The organism is Daejeonella sp. H1SJ63, assembly GCF_029360775.1.
Taxonomy (GTDB): domain Bacteria; phylum Bacteroidota; class Bacteroidia; order Sphingobacteriales; family Sphingobacteriaceae; genus Daejeonella.
The window spans coordinates 94,032-112,905 of sequence record NZ_JARKMZ010000027.1; the positions used below are offsets into that span (position 1 = coordinate 94,032).

Below are 18,874 nucleotides of genomic sequence, written 5' to 3' on the forward strand. Positions count from 1 at the left end.
TTTGAAAATTGCTGCAAAAGTACGGCTAATAAATCAAAGGCTAAAGGATTTTAATAATTGAGCCTTTGCAAATCGTTTATTTTGGTACCTTTGCATTTCTTTTGTCCTTACATGTTAGATTTAAATCCCTTAGTTAAGCTTTTAGCTGAACCCAAACACATTGTAATTACCACCCACCCTAAACCTGATGGTGATGCTATGGGCTCTTCGCTTGGCTTATATAATTATCTGATCCTCAAAGGGCATCATGTTAATGTAATCACACCTACCGATTATCCTGTTTTTTTACAATGGCTTCCCAATAACTCTATGGTAAACATTTTTACTGAGAAGCCTGAAGAATCGAAAAAACTGGTAGCTGAAGCGGATCTTATTTTTTGTCTTGACTTCAACTCACTTGCCCGTATTGATGAGTTAGGCGAATATGTTCGCAAAGCTCAGGCAAAAAAAGTACTGATCGATCATCATCTGGAACCTGAAGGATTTGAGGACTTCCGTTTATGGACAACCAGTGCCTGTGCAACTGCGCAGCTGGTTTACGATTTTATAGTAAACATTATGGGCGACAGAGAGCTGCTGAATGCAGATATTGCCAGCTGTCTTTATACCGGAATAATGACCGATACAGGTTCTTTCCGTTATCGTTCAACAACTTCCAAAGTTCATCATATTGTTGCCGACCTGATCGATTGCGGAGCCGACAACACCAAAATTCATCAACTGGTTTACGATAATTTTGCAGAAAACAGATTGCGGTTTCTTGGCTATGTGCTCCTGAACAAACTGGAAGTACTGCCCGAATACAATTCTGCGATCATTGCAATTACAAAAAAGGAACTCGAACAATTTCATATTACTACAGGCGATACAGAAGGAATTGTTAATTATGCGCTTTCTATTCAGGGAGTAAGACTTGCCATTCTGATTATTGAAAGGCAGGATATTGTGAAGCTTTCATTAAGATCCACCGGGAATTTTCCGGCTAATGAAATCTGCAAAAAATACTTCGGCGGCGGCGGTCATCTGAATGCATCAGGTGGTTTCTCTTCCGAAAAAATTGAAACGGTAAGAGAAAAATTCAATATAATTTTGCCGGAATACAATGACCTGTTACATAAATAGCAGGAAATATTAAATAATAAATAAAAAAGAATAGTTTTCAGCGTTAAACTGATAGCTTGATTCAAAAAACAAATGTATATTTCAAAATGAAATTGATGTGGCTCTTAAAAAACATGAGCCATAAAGTTTCGGAGATATTTAAAAACAAATAATAAAAAATGAAACCTGCATGAGCTTAGCCCTAAAAAGTTAAGCACAAGCTCATGCAAGCTTCATAGCAACTAAAAAACAAAAATAATACAAATGAAAAAATTAGTATTCGCATTAGGACTGGCAGTTACCGGATTAGCCGCTTGCAACAATTTTGAAAAAGGTGAGGGGGATATGTTATACAAGATCCACACAGACAAATCAGGTGAGCTGATCAAGGAAGGCGACTTTGTAGCATTCAAAGCTATTGAGAAAACTGAAGATGATTCGGTATTATATAGTTCTTATGATTATGACCGTCCTTCATTGCTGGTAAAAGAAAAATCTATCTTCAAAGGAGACCTTTTTGCCGCACTTAGCTTATTAAGCGAGGGAGACAGTGCAACCTTTAAGGTCAATATTGACTCCATGGTTCAAAAAATGGGGCGTCCTAAGTCTTCAGACACAACCCAGAAATACCTTGTTTACACCATCAAAATTGACAAGGTAATTCCAAAAGGCAAATTAACCGATAGTCTTTTCCGCGGAAAGATTGATGAATTCCTGAAAGCTGAAATGGAGACTGCAAAAAAAAGTGAATCTGCAAAATTGAAAGCCTATGTTTCTTCAAAAGGCCTGAAAACTACAGTTAGTGCAAGCGGATTAAATTATGTGATCAGCACTCAGGGCAGCGGGGCAAAACCTAACCCTGGCGACACCGTTCTTGTAAACTACACAGGTTCATTCTTAAGCGGAAAAATATTTGACACCAGCTTACCTGATGTTGCAAAGAAAGCAGGAACATTTAATGCTCAGCGTCCATATGAGCCCTTGAAAATGCCTGTTGGAATGAACGGTTCTATCCCCGGATTTGAAGAAGGCTTAATGTTATTGAATAAAGGAAGTAAAGCTACCTTAATCCTGCCTTCAAATCTGGCCTACGGAGAGCAGGGTAATCAGGGTATTCCTCCATTTACTCCACTGGTATTTGAAATAGAAATGGTAAATATTATTCCTGCACAAGGTGGCGCAGCTCCTGTAGCAGCAGTAAAGTAATTAGTAATTTTATCACAAAAAAAGCCTTCGCTGAGATCTCAGCGAAGGCTTTTTTTGTTTACATCCTATCTATCCCGAACCAAATACATAGAAATATATGGTGTTGTAACCCGCAAAATCTTTAGAATTCAGGGAGGCGGCTGTATTAATAGGCCTTGCTATTATCTATCACTTCCTGATAATACTCCTCATAAACAGGAAGTATAAGGCTCAGATCAAACTGCTTAGCCCTGTTCAATGCCCCTTCTTTAAATGCGGCAAGCTGCTGATCATTTTTCAGAATATAAATAGCATGGGCAGCCATCGCATCAATATCGCCTACATTATCCATAAATCCTGTAACTCCGTCAATGTTTAATTCAGGTAATCCACCTGCATTTGAAGTAATAACAGGCACCTTGCAGGCCATAGCCTCAAGCGCTGCGAGTCCGAAGCTTTCTGATTCTGAAGGCATAATAAACAGGTCTGACACCGATAATATCTCTTCAACCGCATCCTGCTTGCCAAGGAAACGAACATTCTCACAAATCTCCAGATCGCGGCAAAGTTGCTCACAGTATACCCGTTCAGGGCCATCTCCAACCATCAGTAATTTTGAAGGAATCTCTTTCTGAATCTTCTCAAAAATATGTACCACATCCTGCGTTCGCTTTACCTTCCTGAAATTGGATGTATGAATTACTATACGTTCATTATTTGGTGCAATTGCAAGTTTAAAATGATCTTTCGCCTTCAAACTGAAGCGCTGAAGATCAATGAAATTCGGGATAACCCTGATATCCTTTGTTACTTCAAAATGCTTATAGGTATCTTCCTTAAGATCCTGAGAAACAGCAGTTACACCATCGCTCTGATTGATCGAAAAAGTAACTACAGGTTTATATGTTGGATCTTTCCCAACGAGAGTGATATCTGTTCCGTGAAGGGTAGTTACTACAGGGATATGAATTCCATAAGTTGCAAGTATCTGCTTAGCCATAAATGCTGCCGAAGCATGGGGAATTGCATAGTGAACATGCAGCAGATCAAGTTTCTCAAACCTTACAACATCTACCAGTTTACTTGCCAGAGCAAGCTCATAAGGAGGATAATCGAATAAAGGATAATTTGAAACAGACACCTCATGGTAAAACAGATTTTCAGAAAAAAAATCCAGTCTTGCCGGCTGCCTGTAGGTGATGAAATGTACCTGATGCCCGTTATCGGCCAAAGCTTTTCCAAGTTCAGTGGCTACTACTCCACTACCCCCAAAAGTTGGGTAACAAACAATTCCTATTTTCATACGGCAAATATTACCAATTGGTAAATTAATTTATTCAGGATTTAAAACAGCTGCATTTCAAATAACAACTACTGAATACAAAGTAAATTGATTAATTGTGTATTAATGTTAAGTGAATGTAACAAATCGTGTTATGAATAAAAAAACAATGAATTACTTCCTTATTGCCTCATAGATAACGTCCTGAATTCGTCCTCTGATATTAAGCTCGATCAGTTTGGCACTCACTCCGGGGTTTACCCTGTTAGACAGGAAAATATAAACCAGGTTATATTTAGGATCAACCCAGACACAGGTCCCGGTATAGCCTGTATGCCCGTAGGTTTCCTCAGATGCCAGTCTTGAAGGATAGCCCTTAGCACTTTCAGGATCCCAGCGATCAAATCCAAGTCCGCGACGGCTAACAGATGATTGTCTGACAGTAAACATATCCACTGTTTCAGGTTTGAAGTACTGCATGTCGCCATATCTTCCCCTGTTCAGCAGCATCTGAAACAAAATGGCAAGGTCATTACTGCTGGCGAAAAGTCCGGCATGCCCCGAAACACCTCCCACCATGGCAGCTCCCTGATCATGAACATATCCCTCCAGCAAAGTTTTTCTGAAAAGCTGATCATCTTCAGTTGGTATAATTGCCTCTTTAGGAAATCTTAATCTCGGATTGAAGCCGGCCTTGTTCATTCCAAGGGGCTTGTAGAACTCATCCATTACGTATTTTTCAAGATGCTTGCCGGATTGCCTTTCTACCATTTCTTTCATAAAATACATACTCAGATCGCTGTATACATATTTTCCGCGATTAGCCAGTGCTGAATTAAGCATCTGAGGCCACATCACTGTTTTGAAATAATCCTTTCTGATATAATAATTATCAGCCACTTTGGTAGGATAAGCAGCAGAAGAATCACGACTGTAATCGGTATTACTCAAATTTCTGTAGAAAGGGATAAAAGGTATAAACCCTGCCTGATGAAGCATCACCTCCCTGACAGAAATATTCACTTTATCCGTGCTTCGGGCTTTGGGAATATATGCCCCCACAACTGTATCCAGCTTCAGCTTTTCCTGCTCAAACAAACGCATTACCGCAATAGTTGTAGCCGAAATTTTAGTAACAGATGCCAGATCAAAGATATCCGTAATTCTCGTAGGCACTGTGTCGGTATAAGTACGCGTACCATACGCCTTATTATAAATTACTTTTCCGTCGATAAGCACCATTACTACTGCTCCCGGAGCTGCCTTCTCACGGATTGCTTCGGCTGCAATATCATCTATTCCTTTGAGCTCAGCTGTATTAATCCCCACCTCTTCAGGAACTGTGTACTTTATCCGGATAGATTTTGTGGTATAACCGGCTCCAAACTTATATTTCGGACTGACATCATGTTTTAATGCTGACACAGCTGCAGTTCCGCCAAAGATCAGCTGCGCAAGGTAATGGGCAGCAACCGGCGACTTGGTTTCTGTCCAGATCAATGGTGAATTAAGCGCTTCCAGTAATTTCAAACTATGCACATCGCCCGACAAGCAAACGATGAGATTCTTATTCCTCTGCAAATCAAGCAGAAATGGAATGGTCCTTGGATCCTGCAATGACTGATCAGTGACCTGAATAATGATGAGATTAAAAAATTTCAGATCCTCATTTAGATCATTAAAACTTTGCATGTTTTTGTAATCTGTTGACTGTATGCTTGTTACCATCGTATACTTGTTCAACAAACTATCGAAAACTGCAGAATAGGCCGAGCCAATATTAATACTTGCAATATTAAGGTCGCGAATTTCCTTTACCGGAACCAGCTGACTCTGATTATTCAACAAAACCGTAGAACGCTCAACATTGATGAGTTCTTTGAAAAATGCTTCATTCTGCGCATGATTCTGAGCATAGCTTTGAAGCGACAAAAAAATGACTATAAATGGTGCAGCAAATACCTTAATAAACAAAGTCAATCTATTTTTCATACACCATTTCTCCATTTAAAAAAGTTTTAAGCACTCTGGTTCTGAATAGCGATGCTGCATCTGCCTTCATAAGATCGCGATCCAGAATGACAAAATCTGCAAATTTTCCGGCTTCCAGACTACCCTTTTCTTTCTCCTCAAAATTACCTCTGGCAGCCCAGATAGTCATTCCCCTCAAAGCCTCTTCACGGCTCAGTGCATTTTCCATCTGATATCCCCCTGCAGGGTAACCCTTCATATCTTTACGGACTACCGCTGCATAGAAAGTTAACATCGGGTTAATGTTTTCGACAGGAAAATCGGTACCCAATACAAGCCATCCATTCTGATCAAGCAGCTGCTTGAATGCATAAGCTCCTTTTACACGTTCAGCTCCGAGTCTGTCGCCGGCCCAGTACATATCAGAAGTGGCATGAGTACTTTGCACAGATGGAATGATATTATTATCTCCGAACAGCTTAAAATCTGCTTTATTAACTACCTGTGCATGCTCAATACGCCAGCGAAAATCATTTTTCCCTTTAAGTACTCTTGCATAAACATTCAATATTTCGCGGTTTGCAGAATCTCCGATCGCATGGGTATTCATCTGGAATCCCTTCCCTGCAATTTTGCGGGCTACTTCTTCAAAATGTTCTTTATTGCTTAGCAGGAACCCGGAATAGCCCGGTTTATCGCTGTAAGGCTGAAGAAGACAAGCCCCCCGCGATCCCAAAGCACCGTCCATATATATTTTGAAAGAGCGGACATTCAAACGATCGGTCTTAATCGCCCCTCTTTTAAACAGGTAATCATAGTTTTCCCTGCTGTCTGAAAGCATGGGATACATACGCATCTTAAGCTCATTATCCTGCTGCAATTTTTCAATTACCGGAATAAGTCCGGAACCAACACCACAATCTGTAACCGTTGTCAGGCCAACAGCAAAGCAATTTTTCTGTGCATCCAGCAATGCTTCACGTATCTGTTTGTCAGTGGCCGCCGGAACTTTGGAAAACACAAGACCTTCAGCTTTATCGATCAATATTCCGGTTAGTTTACCATTCAGGATTTCTACTTCTCCTCCGATTAATTGCTGCCCCGGCTTCACACCGGCCAGATCAAGTGCAAACTTATTGGCAATGGCAGCGTGTCCGTCAATTCTGGTAAGAATCACCGGTCTGTCAGGAAACAACTTACTTAGCTTTTCATTATCCGGAAATTTCTTTACATCCCAATCATTCTGATCCCAGCCTCTGCCAATGATCCAGCCTTCAGGATTCTCCATACCAAATGCTTTAAGCTTCTCCAGAATCTCATCCCAGCTTTTGGTACCAACAAGATCTGCATCCTGCAAACCCTTTCCATAACCATAGAAATGAGAATGCCCGTCTATAAATCCGGGATAAACTGATTTGCCTCCGGCATCAAGCATTTCACCCTGATACTTTTTCAATATTTCTGCTGAGCTACCCAGTTCAAGAATCTTTCCGTCATTAACAGCAAAAGCTTCTTTCACAGAAAATTTATCATCTACAGTATAAACTATAGCATTGTGCACCACCAGATCGACTTTTTTCTTAGAACTGCATGAAAACAGTGAGAGAGCAAGAAAAAGTACAAAACTATTTTTTATCATTTAAATGCTGTAAGTGGAATAAATTAAGACGGTAAATATAATTCTAATGACGTTAAATCAGCAATTATTAATACAGCAGGGGAATAATATCTGTAATTATCAAAAGAGGTACTGACAAGAAAATAATTCCCGATTTACGTGTTTTAATATATTTTTTTATTAATTTAATATACTTAATATCAATTACTTAAGAACAGTCAGTAACAAGACTTAAGCAACTGAATCAAAATCGCGTCATAAAGTATTTATCTATATCTGTTAAAAATGAAACAAAAACTCAAAAAAGGAATGAAATACGTCATACTTCTGGTAATAGTTGCCATAGTTGGAGTATTGAGCTATGTAAGTTTTGCGCTGCCTGATGTTGGCGAGCCTGAAATACTTAAGATTGAACTAACGCCAGAACGAATAGAAAGAGGAAAATATCTTGCAAACAGCGTAAACAATTGCATGGACTGCCATTCGACCCGCGACTGGACTAAATTTGCCGGCCCGGTAATTGAGGGGACATTTGGTAAAGGCGGAGAAGAATTCAATCAGGAATTTGGGCTTCCCGGAAGATTTTTTGCAAAAAATATTACTCCATTCGCACTGAAAGACTGGTCTGACGGAGAAATATTAAGGGCAATTTCCTCCGGTGTGAATAAAGATGGCAAAGCACTGTTCCCGCTGATGCCACATCCAAGCTATGGGAAAATGGACCGGGAAGATCTGTATTCCATCATTGCTTATGTGCGTACTCTTGAACCCATTGAAAATGTTGTTCCTGAATCAGAGCCTGATTTCCCAATGAATTTCATTATCAATACCATCCCTCAACCGGCACAGTTTTCAAAAAGACCTGACCCGGGGAATGCGGTAGCTTATGGAGCCTATATATTTAATGCCGCTGATTGCAGCGGATGCCATACACAAAAAGATCAGGGTAATCCTATACCCGGACTGGAGCTGGCGGGAGGATATAAATTTAACATGCCGGGCGGAGGAGCTGTCCACTCTGCGAATATCACTCCCGATCAGGAGACGGGGATTGGCAGCTGGACAGAGGAGGCTTTTGTTAATCGCTTTAAAACCTATGCAGACAGCACATATAAACCTGCAGATGTTAAGCAAGGAGAATTTAATACTGTGATGCCATGGGGAATGTTTGCGACCATGAAAACTGAAGATCTGAAAGCAATCTATGCCTATCTGCGTACCGTAAAGCCCGTAAAAAACAAGGTCACTAAATTTATTGCAGAGCAAAAAACTGCAGAGTAAGCCGGCAAAACTCTGAATTATACTGTACAGGCGATATTGCTAAAACAATATCGCCTGTTTCATTTTACCTTCCTCCCGATAAGTAAAACACCTTATCTTTGAAATGAAATTCCGTACAGGATATTCCGTTAATATATATTTACAGCTTACACTGCGGTGTCATAATTCATAAAAATTTGTCTGATATTATACAGCTTTTACCTGATTCCGTTGCCAATCAGATTGCAGCCGGCGAGGTAGTGCAAAGGCCTGCTTCTGCCCTTAAAGAACTGATAGAGAATGCAATTGATTCAGGAGCAGATAAGATACAGGTATTGATCAAAGATGCCGGTAAATCATTGATTCAGGTAATTGACAATGGTTGCGGGATGAGTATGACTGATGCGCGGATGTGTTTTGAGCGGCATGCAACATCCAAAATCCGGCAGGCTGAAGATCTTTTTGCCATAAGAACCATGGGATTCAGAGGTGAAGCGATGGCCTCTATTGCTGCAATTGCTCAGGTTGAATTAAAAACACGCCGCCATGAAGATGAACTGGGTACCCATATAAGAATTGAAGGTTCTGAGATCATTAGCCAGGAACCTGTATCTGCAATGCCCGGAACCAGTATCAGTGTTAAAAATCTTTTTTACAATACCCCTGCCAGACGAAATTTTCTGAAAGGAAATGCTGTGGAAATGCGCCATCTGAATGATGAGTTTCAACGCGTTGCACTGGCAAATCCGGAAATATTTTTCACTCTTCATCACGACGGAAATGAAGTTTTTCATCTGCCAAAAGGAAGTTTAAAGCAACGCATTATTCATCTGTTTGGCAATGCCTACAACCAAAAACTGGTGCCGGTAGAAGAAGAAACGTCTATCATTGGTCTAAAGGGCTATATCGGTAAACCTGAATTTGCTAAAAAGACCAGAGGGGAACAGTTTTTCTTTGTAAATAATCGTTTCATTAAAGATCCTTATCTGAATCATGCTGTAATCAATGCCTATGAAGAAGTTTTAAGTGCCGACAGTTTTCCGCTCTACGTGCTTTTCATCGAGATCGATCCTGCTAAAATTGATATCAATGTGCATCCAACAAAAACAGAGATCAAATACCAGGATGAAAAAGCCATTTATGCGATCGTACGCTCTGCAGTAAAACGTTCAATTGGGCGATATAATATCAGTCCGACATTGGATTTTAACCAGGAAACAGGCTTCAGCCGTATGATCAGTCCGAAAGCGCATGAAGACATTATACCACCGGCAATTTCATTCAACCCTGATTTTAACCCATTTCAAACAGCTAAGAAAGATAGCGGGATCCCTTTTCTGAGAAACAGTGCTGAAGAAAGAAAGAGTATCACCAAGAACTGGGGATCATTATATGAAATTGTTCAGCCTGAGTCGCAACAACAAAATTTTGAACTGGATGCTGATCCGCAGACAGAAATAAATAATCAGGCATTAAAGAGTGTTGGCAAGCAAATATATCAGCTTCATAACCGATTCATCATCTCACAGATCAAATCAGGATTTATGCTGATCGATCAGCAGGCTGCACATGAGCGAATTTTGTATGAACGTTATTTGCAGCATCTTGAAAGCCGTCAGGGAGCAAGCCAGCAAAGCTTATTTCCGCAAACCGTAACTCTGAATGCTTCAGATTTTGAACTGGTCAAAGAATTGATTGGCGATATTCAATCGCTGGGTTTCCAAATCAGGGAATTCGGGAAAAACACCGTGATTATTGAAGGTATTCCGGCAGATCTGGGAGCAAATATCAGCGAAGTGGAAATTCTGGAACATCTTATTGAAGGATTTAAAAACAACCAAAACACTCTGAAAATAAGTAAACGCGAAAGCCTGGCACGTGCTTTGGCCCGTAATACCGCCATTAAATCAGGTCAGCAGCTATCGGTTGATGAAATGAATCATCTGATAGATGAATTGTTTGCCTGCGAAATGCCAAATACATCCCTTAGCGGAAAACCAGTAATCAGTACATTTACCCTGGAAGAACTCTTAAAAAGATTTGAATAATACCATCAGAATAATCAAAACATGAATTTCGGAAACTCCCCGCTTGCACATATACCGCCCGTTGTTAAGAATCTGCTGATCATTAACATCATTTTCTATATAGCCACTCTGATGTTCGGCGGACCAATGATGACTCAGGTACTCGGGGTTCATTATTTTGACAGTCCTGATTTCAGGATCTGGCAGGTAATTACATACATGTTCATGCATGATTACTCATCGCTGTTCCATATTCTGTTCAATATGTTTGCCCTCTATACTTTCGGATCATCCATTGAGTATATCATGGGCTCAAAACGCTTTCTGAACTTCTATCTGATCACCGGACTGGGTGCACTCGGGCTTCAGTTACTGGTTCAAAGTTTTGAAGTTTACAGCATAACCGGGAGCGCAATCAATAACGGTTCATTTCTGATCGATTCATTTAAAGGAACCATTTCCTTCAATCCGGATCTGATCAGCAAGGAAAATGCCTCAACATTATTAGGTATTTACCTCACACCGATGGTTGGAGCTTCGGGAGCAATTTTCGGATTACTGATTGCCTTTGGAATGCTTTTCCCCAATGCAGAATTGTTCATTATGTTCATTCCTGTACCCATAAAAGCCAAATATATCATTCCCATTTATGTGCTTCTTGAGCTATTCCTGGGGGTAAAGCAATTCTCAGGCGACTCAGTAGCACACTTCGCACATTTGGGAGGAGCCCTTTTTGGTTTTATCTTAGTAAAAATATGGGGCTTAAAACGCCGGGATAATTTTTATGAATAGATCGCTGTTAAAAGACTTATACTTCAAAGCTTTCCAATCAGGAAATCCAATATTTCTGTTAATGGGGATTAACATTCTTGTTTTCCTCCTTATTAATTTAATTGCGGTTGCCGAATTACTGAGCATCGGAGGCAGCCCGATTGCCGACCAGATTACCAGAATACTTTCTGTGCCCTCTGCCCTGTCTGATCTTCCATTGAAATTCTGGACTGTCATTACTTATATGTTTGTTCAGCGCGATTTCTTTCATATACTTTTTAATATGCTGTGGATGTTCTGGATGGGACAGATCTTTATGGATTTCCTGAATAAACGTCAATTCTTCTTCACCTATGTTGCAGGAGGATTATTGGGTGCACTGACTTATCTGATTGCCTATAATACCATACCGGTATTCACAAATATTTCATCCTATCTTCTGGGATCATCAGCAAGTGTTATGGCTATTGTTGTGGCTACAGCTACTCTGGTTCCCGACTACACGCTGCGATTATTGCTTTTTGGCACTGTAAAGCTCAAATATCTTGCCATTGCCTATTTCGTACTTGATATTATAGGCATGGGAGGCGGAAATCCGGGAGGAAGTATTGCTCATATTGGCGGCGCTATCACAGGATTCATATTTATTAAACAATTGCAAAGCGGCCGCGATTTGAGTAATTTTCTGAAAAGAAAAACGAAACTCAAGGTTGTTAAAAACAGCTCGGGCAATAGTGCCAATAACTTAGAACCTGACCAGGCAACTATTGACAGCATTCTTGATAAGATTTCGAAATCAGGTTATGACAGTCTGAGTAAAACTGAAAAAGAGCAACTGTTTAAGGCAAGTAAGAAATAATGAGGCGAAGAAGAAAAAAGAGAAGCGGCATTCACTTCTTCAGTAAGTTCGTTTTAAGCGTGAACATACTGGCTGTACTTGCGCTGCTTCTTAGTTATCTGGCTTCCTATGTTGATCCCGGAAAATTCTGGGTTATATCATTCTTTGGTCTGGCCTATCCCGCAATACTGATCACCAACATTTTATTTGTTATTTACTGGCTCTTAAGAATGCCTAAACTGGCTCTTATCTCAGGGCTTACTATCCTTGCCGGATGGAGTGTTATCCTGAACTATATCGGCTTTCGCGAAAGCACCGCGATCATGGTACCAAAATCATCCGGGAGCTTCATAAGGGTAATGAGCTATAACGTTCATAATTTCAAACAGTTTGGCGACAATAATGACCGGTTTACAAAAGAGCAGATCCTCGACATTATACGAAGAGAGCAGCCGGATGTAATTTGTTTTCAGGAATTCTTCAGCAGAAAACGTGGAGAATATAATTTCAGGAAGCATATCAAACAGATAATGGAAACTGAGCACTATTATTTTAAACCTTCTACAGATAATGGATATGAAGCTATCGGTATGGCCATATTCTCCAAATTTCCAATTGTTAATCATGGCAATATTCAGTTCGCAAAAAAGATGAACTGGAATGAAGCTGTATTTGCTGATATTAAAAAAGGGGCTAAGACCTTTCGGGTTTACAATGTTCATTTTCAATCGGTAAGTTTTCAGCCTGAAGATTATCAGTATCTTAAAAAGGTAACCAGCGAGATGATGAATACGGATGTTGAATCGTCAAAAAAAATAGGAAACCGACTGAAAAGAGCCTTCATTAAAAGGAGTAATCAGGTAAAAATGGTTAAGGAACATGCAGAAAAAAGCCCAATACCCCATATTATTGCAGGCGACTTCAATGATACTCCCATCTCATACACTGTAAAAACCATCTCCCGTGATATGAATAACTGCTTCCGTGAAAAGGGCAGTGGATTCGGGATAACTTATAACGGGGCATTCCCGAATTTCCAGATCGATTATATTTTCAGCTCCAAAGAATTTGAGGTCAGAAACTACCTGATTATTAATAAAAAATTGTCTGATCATTACCCGGTCAGGGCCGATCTTGAATTAAAATAAAGCTTTTATTTACCCCGAAAAATCGATTTTCAATTTTTAAGTTTGCATCATGGATAATAACCTGATCATTTATAATACCCTTACCAGAACCAAAGAGAAATTTGAGCCGCTTCATCCGCCATTGGTGGGCTTATATGTTTGCGGTCCTACCGTTTACAGCGATGTACATCTGGGCAATTGCCGCACATTTGTCTCATTCGACCTGATCTACCGTTACTTTCTTCATTTAGGTTATAAAGTGAGGTATGTCCGTAATATCACTGATGCGGGCCACCTTGAGGGCGACATGGATGAAGGGGATGATAAGTTTGCAAAAAAAGCAAAGCTTGAACAGCTTGAGCCTATGGAAATCGTCCAGAAATATACTCTGGGCTTCCGTGACATGATGAGCTTATTCAACGCCCTTCCTCCAAGCATTGAGCCAACTGCTACCGGACATATTATTGAGCAGATCGAGATGGTTAAGCAAATCCTGAAAAACGGATATGCCTATGAAGTGAATGGAACAGTTTATTTTGATGTAGAGAAATATTGCAAAGAGTTCAATTATACTATACTAACCAACAGACAGCTGGAAGAACTTTTGGAGAATACCCGCGAACTTGGCGGTCAGAATGAAAAAAGAGGCCGTCTCGACTTCGCTTTATGGATCAAGGCGAAGCCGGAGCACATCATGCGCTGGCCTTCACCCTGGGGTGTTGGTTTCCCGGGATGGCATATTGAATGTTCAGCAATGAGCAGTAAATATCTGGGCGACAGCTTCGATATACATGGTGGAGGAATGGACCTTGCCGCTACCCACCATACTAATGAGATCGCACAGTCGCAGGCATGTAATCATGTACAACCTGCAAAATACTGGATGCATACTAATATGCTTACTGTTAACGGTGCAAGAATGTCAAAGTCAAAAGGCAATGGTTTCCTGCCGGGCGAGTTGTTTACCGGTAATCATCCCCTGCTTTCAAGAGGGTTCTCCCCAATGTCTGTACGCTTCTTCATGCTTCAGGCACATTACCGAAGCACACTCGACTTTTCTAACGATGCACTTGAAGCCTCAGATAAAGGCTTTAAACGCCTGATGAATGCCTACGGTTTACTGGATAAACTAAGCCCATCGCAAAAATCTGACATCGACCTGAAAGGACTTTCAGACAGATGCTATGCTGCAATGAATGACGACTTTAACAGTCCGGTTCTCATTGCCGAACTTTTCGAAGCAGTTCATATAATTAACAGTATTTACGATGGTAAAACCGCCGCAACAGCACAGGATCTTGAAGATCTTAAACTTCTGATGAAGAACTTTGTGTTTGATGTGCTTGGCCTGAAGGAAGAAAGTAATCAGACAGATGACATGGGACAATTACTTGATTTTATCATTTCACTTCGGTCTGAAGCAAAAGTCAATAAAGATTATGCCACATCCGATAAGATCAGAATCGGATTAAATGCTTTAGGAATTCAGTTAAAAGATAATAAAGAAGGAACAACCTGGAATAAGATCTGAGTTTAAACAATTTAGCCGGGACTTTATACTTTAGATCCCGGCTATTCTAATTATTTTGCAAGTTATTCAGCATATTCTAAAACAGAATATCATATAAGCCAAAAGATCCCGTTTAAGCAGTATAGCAGCAAAGACGGTGTCAAAGATTGATGAAGCGATATATTTTATTACTTATTCTTATTTCTCCGGCGTTTAAGAGCTTCGGCCAGTTAAGTAATGGCAGGGTCAATTCTCTGATAGCAGCAGAAAATTATTTTGCTAAACAAGCTCAGGAAAAAGGAACAGTAGAAGCTATTTTAAAAGTTTCTGATCAGGGAACTATCGTTTTCAGGCCTCATCCCATTAATGCAAAGCAGCTGTATTACAAAACGACAAGTAATGATGCAGGTTCATTAAAATGGGAACCTTTCTTTGCAAAAATATCCCGCAGCGGAGACTGGGGATTCACAAGCGGGCCTTTTAGCTATTCAACAAACTCTGCATCTCCTATTTATGGGCAATATTTATCAATTTGGCATACTAATAATAAAGGACAGTGGAAATTAAGCCTCGATACACGTATTTCACATCAAAAGCCAATTCAAAATCAGGAGAAGAATATTACTGACCCCAATAATTACAGATTCTTCAGACAATTATCCCCTAACAGATTAAAACAGAGGGAAGATATGATCACCACCACTGATAAACTCTTCTCGAACACTTTATTGAGGAATCAGGATATGGCTCTTGAAAACTTTCTGGCAAAAGATACAAGGCTTCTGCTCCAGGGATACGAACCCATAATCGGGAAAGAAAAAGTCATAAATTTTCTGAATCAAAATAAGATCAGCATTTCAACAATCCCACTTGCCGCCAACAGAGCATTAGGAAGTGATCTGGCCTATAGCTATGGTACTGCATTAATTAGCCGAAATAATACCGAAAATAAATACTATTACGTAAGAATCTGGGAATCGCAGGAGGAGTTTAAATGGAATGTGATTCTGGAAATATTCAGTCCGGCTGAGAATTGATTCTTGTTGGCTTTATCTGTTATCCGTTGTCTGTTACCTGTTGTCTGCCTGCAAAAATGCTGATTTGAAATAAAGTTGACATGAGGCTTAGTACAAATTACTGAATACCCCGGTATCTTCACAAAGCCAACAGGAAAAATCTTGTCCTCTAACTATCTTAATTACAGTAGATTTTTGTAATTTTATTAACAGTAAACTCTGCCTGGGGTTGAAAACAGGCTCTTTAATTTAAACGCCCGAACAAATTCTGTTAATAACACATAACCTATAATTCCTATGAGCGCAAGTCCACATAACTATCACAATCTTCTTGAAGCTGTAAACGGTTTACGCAACAGAGGATATAACTACGACTTTCACTTTGAAGATGCATGCCTGCATTGTGCTAAAATAAGTGAATCGTACAGTGCCAAGGATCTTAGGATAACTGAATATTACAGGTTTGAAGGCATGAGCGACCCCGAAGACAATGCAGTAGTATATGCTATTGAAAGTAAAAACGGGAATAAGGGAATAATTATAGATGCCTACGGAGCCTATTCAGATGAGCATAAATCAGCTTTTCTGTCAGAAATTAAGGTGGATGATTAAAGCAGATTTTTAATGATTTGCTCAGTACTGATACCTTCTGCTTCTGCCTTATAATTTCTTACAATACGATGTCTTAAAATAGACTCAGCAACAGCCTGAACATCTTCCTTATCGGGAGAGTATTTGCCTGAAATTGCTGCATGACATTTTGCACCCAGAACCAGAAACTGAGAAGCTCTCGGACCAGCGCCCCAGCTCAGGAACTTGTTTACCTCATCACTGGCTGTTGCAGTTCCGGGACGGGTTTTCGCTGCTATTGACACTGCATATTCGAGTACATTGTCAGTAATCGGAATATTTCTTACCAACTGCTGAAAATAACTGATCTCCTTAGCATCCAATATCTTATTCAGCTCTACCTTGCGATTTGCTGTGGTATTCTTAACTACCATCAGCTCTTCCTCAAAAGTGGGATATGTGAGATATACATTAAACATAAACCTGTCGAGCTGAGCTTCAGGTAATGGATATGTTCCCTCCTGTTCAATCGGATTCTGTGTTGCAAGCACAAAAAAAGGCTGTGGCAGGTGATGTGTTTGTCCGCCAACTGTTACAATTTTTTCCTGCATCGCTTCAAGCAGTGCCGCCTGAGTTTTTGGAGGGGTACGGTTTATCTCATCGGCAAGAATGATATTGGAAAATACCGGACCACGAATGAATTTGAATGTACGATCTTCTCCTAAAATCTCAGAGCCAAGTATATCTGAGGGCATCAGATCCGGTGTAAACTGTATACGGTTATAGCTCAGATCGAGCACCTGTGCCACAGTTTGTACAAGAAGCGTTTTCGCAAGTCCGGGTACCCCTACCAACAGGCAGTGCCCGTTACTGAAAATTGAAATAAGAACAGATTTTACAACCTCATCCTGACCAACGATTACCTGTGAAATTTCTTCCCTTATCTTTTTATACGACAGGTGAAGTGCATCAAGGGCCTCAACATCAGAACTATAGGTCTTCATTCTATCAATTTTTAGCAGTTGTCCACCCGCTCAGCTCAGGACAGGTCTGATATTCTGTATCAATTTTAATATACGTAATCTTTCTTCGCTTTTCGAACCATTCACTTATGGTGCGGTTGTTCTTATCTTCAAAAGCTACTTCCTTAATTTTGGGGTAATCCTGCTCAAGGCTGGCCCTGTGCGGACCAGTTTTTGATTTCAGACTCAGAATACGGTAGCCACTTTTACCATCTGCACCGGTAAAAAGAAATGGCTTTGATATTGACCCAACCTTCATGGTATCAACAGCAAGAAATACCTGAGGATCGAGTTTATCTGTGGGAATATAAGTTGTACGGCTCTGAACATTCTCTGCATTAAGCATCATTCCACCATTGTATTTGGTATCATTATTATCAGAATGAAGTGAAGCTGCAGCGGCAAAATCAATTTTCTTATCGATCAATTGCTGATAAATACTGTCGGCATGAGCCTTGGCACGCTCCAGACTTGCAGGAGTAGGCTCTGTTTTGATCAGGATATGTCTGACATTAACCTGCTCACCGCGGCGCTCAACCAACTGCATCACATGGAACCCGAATTCGGTTTCGATAACCTGTGATAACTCGCCCGGTTTTAGCTTGAATGCTGTTGCTGCAAATTCTTTAACCAGACTGGTTCTATCCATAAATCCAAGATCTCCGCCTTCACGTGCCGAACCCGGATCCTGTGAATATAATCTTGCCAGTGTAGCGAAGTCTTCACCATTTTTGATCCTTAAACGCAATACTTCAGCCTTATCATGAAACACTTCCTTCTCCTGTTTATTCAGCTTTGGAGTTAAAAATATCTCTGCGATCTCTACTTCTGTATTAAAAAAAGGAAGGCTGTCTTTAGGAATTGCATCGAAATAACGTTTTATCTCCAGAGGGGTAACGGCAACATTTTCTGTGATCTTAGCCTGCATTTTTTGAGCCACAAGCATTTCCTTAATATCAGGCCTGATCTCATCCTTATACTGGATCAATGAACGGCCTAAAAACTCCTCAAGACGTTCCGGCCCACCAGCCCTGCCCGTCATGGCCCTTAAACGTCTTTCTATTTCTCCATCAATCTGATCGTCAGTAACCGTAACAGAGTCAATTATTGCCTGCTGCCCAAGAATCTTCTGTGATAGCAAACTCTGTAATATGCTGCATTTCACCTCCGGGTTTGCAGGATTTCCCTGTGCAAGATATTGTGCATACTGCAATTCAATTTCTGATTGTAAAATGATCGAACTTCCAACAACTGCTGCAACTTTATCAAGGGATTTCTTCTGCGCACTTACCTGGACAAAGGTAAAAAAAAGTAGTCCTGTCAATATCCCTAAGGTTTTTCTCATCTCTATTAATTCTCTTATTATGAGCAGATTACCTCTGCAATATCTTTTGTATTCCCTATAAAAAACACAAGCCCCTTAAAGAGCCTGTTCATTATCTGAATATTGCAAAATTATCAGTTATAATTCACAATTCAATCATTAAAATGAAGAGCTTCCATTTTGAAGCTGAAACAGACAATTATAAGCAATTACCTTCATTTTCAGATCAGAACGATGTCTCAATAATTCTAA

The 18,874-nt window shown here is 40.2% G+C and carries 15 protein-coding genes; 10 read left to right on the forward strand and 5 right to left on the reverse strand.

Features of this window, described 5'->3' with window-relative positions; genetic code table 11:
• Positions 1–111: 111 nt before the first annotated feature.
• Together P2W72_RS07735 and P2W72_RS07740 are read left to right on the forward strand one after the other, a co-directional pair.
• Positions 112–1,122 carry a DHH family phosphoesterase gene (locus P2W72_RS07735; protein WP_276360486.1) on the forward strand — a complete coding sequence of 337 codons (1,011 nt, stop codon included), beginning with the start codon at positions 112–114 and terminating at the stop codon, positions 1,120–1,122.
• Positions 1,123–1,365: 243 nt separating this feature from the next.
• Positions 1,366–2,307, forward strand: coding sequence for an FKBP-type peptidyl-prolyl cis-trans isomerase (locus P2W72_RS07740; protein WP_276360489.1), 942 nt, complete (start codon positions 1,366–1,368; stop codon positions 2,305–2,307).
• 145 nt (positions 2,308–2,452) lie between these two features.
• Here the strand turns inward: P2W72_RS07740 and bshA are convergent, their stop codons facing one another.
• From bshA to P2W72_RS07755, 3 genes are all read right to left on the reverse strand, one after another.
• Entirely contained in the window at positions 2,453–3,589 is a 1,137-nt protein-coding gene (bshA, locus tag P2W72_RS07745; RefSeq protein WP_276360491.1) for an N-acetyl-alpha-D-glucosaminyl L-malate synthase BshA, read from the reverse strand.
• A gap of 153 nt (positions 3,590–3,742) precedes the next feature.
• Positions 3,743–5,560: a serine hydrolase gene (locus tag P2W72_RS07750; RefSeq protein ID WP_276360494.1), complete on the reverse strand. Its 1,818-nt coding sequence runs from the start codon at positions 5,558–5,560 to the stop codon at positions 3,743–3,745.
• Positions 5,550–7,178 (reverse strand): amidohydrolase, encoded by a 1,629-nt coding sequence (locus P2W72_RS07755; RefSeq protein ID WP_276360496.1) that lies wholly within the window; start codon positions 7,176–7,178, stop codon positions 5,550–5,552. Before P2W72_RS07755 ends, P2W72_RS07750 begins: the two co-directional genes overlap by 11 nt.
• A 264-nt stretch (positions 7,179–7,442) precedes the next feature.
• On the opposite strand from P2W72_RS07755, the gene P2W72_RS07760 reads away from it, so the two are divergent.
• The 8 genes from P2W72_RS07760 to P2W72_RS07795 all read left to right on the forward strand — a co-directional run bounded on the left by P2W72_RS07760 (position 7,443) and on the right by P2W72_RS07795 (position 16,318).
• Positions 7,443–8,438: a cytochrome c gene (locus tag P2W72_RS07760; RefSeq protein WP_276360498.1), complete on the forward strand. Its 996-nt coding sequence runs from the start codon at positions 7,443–7,445 to the stop codon at positions 8,436–8,438.
• Between the two features lie 176 nt (positions 8,439–8,614).
• Positions 8,615–10,465, forward strand: a complete 1,851-nt coding sequence (gene mutL, locus P2W72_RS07765) for a DNA mismatch repair endonuclease MutL (protein WP_276360501.1) — start codon at positions 8,615–8,617, stop codon at positions 10,463–10,465.
• 21 nt (positions 10,466–10,486) lie between these two features.
• On the forward strand, positions 10,487–11,236 hold the full coding sequence (locus P2W72_RS07770) for a rhomboid family intramembrane serine protease (protein WP_276360505.1): 750 nt from the start codon (positions 10,487–10,489) through the stop codon (positions 11,234–11,236).
• On the forward strand, positions 11,229–12,074 hold the full coding sequence (locus P2W72_RS07775) for a rhomboid family intramembrane serine protease (protein ID WP_276360508.1): 846 nt from the start codon (positions 11,229–11,231) through the stop codon (positions 12,072–12,074). Before P2W72_RS07770 ends, P2W72_RS07775 begins: the two co-directional genes overlap by 8 nt.
• Positions 12,074–13,201: an endonuclease/exonuclease/phosphatase family protein gene (locus tag P2W72_RS07780; protein WP_276360511.1), complete on the forward strand. Its 1,128-nt coding sequence runs from the start codon at positions 12,074–12,076 to the stop codon at positions 13,199–13,201. Before P2W72_RS07775 ends, P2W72_RS07780 begins: the two co-directional genes overlap by 1 nt.
• A gap of 49 nt (positions 13,202–13,250) precedes the next feature.
• Positions 13,251–14,711, forward strand: coding sequence for a cysteine--tRNA ligase (gene cysS, locus P2W72_RS07785; protein WP_276360513.1), 1,461 nt, complete (start codon positions 13,251–13,253; stop codon positions 14,709–14,711).
• 149 nt (positions 14,712–14,860) lie between these two features.
• A complete protein-coding gene (locus P2W72_RS07790; RefSeq protein ID WP_276360516.1) occupies positions 14,861–15,727 on the forward strand; it encodes a hypothetical protein in 867 nt (288 codons plus the stop codon).
• A 276-nt stretch (positions 15,728–16,003) separates the two neighbouring features.
• Positions 16,004–16,318: a phosphoribosylpyrophosphate synthetase gene (locus P2W72_RS07795; RefSeq protein WP_276360518.1), complete on the forward strand. Its 315-nt coding sequence runs from the start codon at positions 16,004–16,006 to the stop codon at positions 16,316–16,318.
• Here the strand turns inward: P2W72_RS07795 and P2W72_RS07800 are convergent.
• Both P2W72_RS07800 and P2W72_RS07805 read right to left on the reverse strand, forming a co-directional pair.
• Positions 16,315–17,280: a MoxR family ATPase gene (locus P2W72_RS07800; protein ID WP_276360521.1), complete on the reverse strand. Its 966-nt coding sequence runs from the start codon at positions 17,278–17,280 to the stop codon at positions 16,315–16,317. The two genes, P2W72_RS07795 and P2W72_RS07800, sit on opposite strands and share 4 nt — an antisense overlap.
• Before the next feature lie 4 nt (positions 17,281–17,284).
• A complete protein-coding gene (locus tag P2W72_RS07805) occupies positions 17,285–18,643 on the reverse strand; it encodes a peptidylprolyl isomerase (RefSeq protein WP_276360523.1) in 1,359 nt (452 codons plus the stop codon).
• Positions 18,644–18,874 lie beyond the last annotated feature (231 nt).

What these genes read in the sequence shown, in the direction of transcription:
- P2W72_RS07735 (WP_276360486.1), top strand. Translation starts at nt 112, where the DNA reads ATGTTAGATTTAAATCCCTTAGTTAAGCTTTTAGCTGAACCCAAACAC.
- P2W72_RS07740 (WP_276360489.1), top strand. Translation starts at nt 1,366, where the DNA reads ATGAAAAAATTAGTATTCGCATTAGGACTGGCAGTTACCGGATTAGCC.
- bshA (WP_276360491.1), bottom strand. Translation starts at nt 3,589, where the DNA reads ATGAAAATAGGAATTGTTTGTTACCCAACTTTTGGGGGTAGTGGAGTA.
- P2W72_RS07750 (WP_276360494.1), bottom strand. Translation starts at nt 5,560, where the DNA reads ATGAAAAATAGATTGACTTTGTTTATTAAGGTATTTGCTGCACCATTT.
- P2W72_RS07755 (WP_276360496.1), bottom strand. Translation starts at nt 7,178, where the DNA reads ATGATAAAAAATAGTTTTGTACTTTTTCTTGCTCTCTCACTGTTTTCA.
- P2W72_RS07760 (WP_276360498.1), top strand. Translation starts at nt 7,443, where the DNA reads ATGAAACAAAAACTCAAAAAAGGAATGAAATACGTCATACTTCTGGTA.
- P2W72_RS07770 (WP_276360505.1), top strand. Translation starts at nt 10,487, where the DNA reads ATGAATTTCGGAAACTCCCCGCTTGCACATATACCGCCCGTTGTTAAG.
- P2W72_RS07775 (WP_276360508.1), top strand. Translation starts at nt 11,229, where the DNA reads ATGAATAGATCGCTGTTAAAAGACTTATACTTCAAAGCTTTCCAATCA.
- P2W72_RS07780 (WP_276360511.1), top strand. Translation starts at nt 12,074, where the DNA reads ATGAGGCGAAGAAGAAAAAAGAGAAGCGGCATTCACTTCTTCAGTAAG.
- cysS (WP_276360513.1), top strand. Translation starts at nt 13,251, where the DNA reads ATGGATAATAACCTGATCATTTATAATACCCTTACCAGAACCAAAGAG.
- P2W72_RS07790 (WP_276360516.1), top strand. Translation starts at nt 14,861, where the DNA reads ATGAAGCGATATATTTTATTACTTATTCTTATTTCTCCGGCGTTTAAG.
- P2W72_RS07795 (WP_276360518.1), top strand. Translation starts at nt 16,004, where the DNA reads ATGAGCGCAAGTCCACATAACTATCACAATCTTCTTGAAGCTGTAAAC.
- P2W72_RS07800 (WP_276360521.1), bottom strand. Translation starts at nt 17,280, where the DNA reads ATGAAGACCTATAGTTCTGATGTTGAGGCCCTTGATGCACTTCACCTG.
- P2W72_RS07805 (WP_276360523.1), bottom strand. Translation starts at nt 18,643, where the DNA reads ATGAGAAAAACCTTAGGGATATTGACAGGACTACTTTTTTTTACCTTT.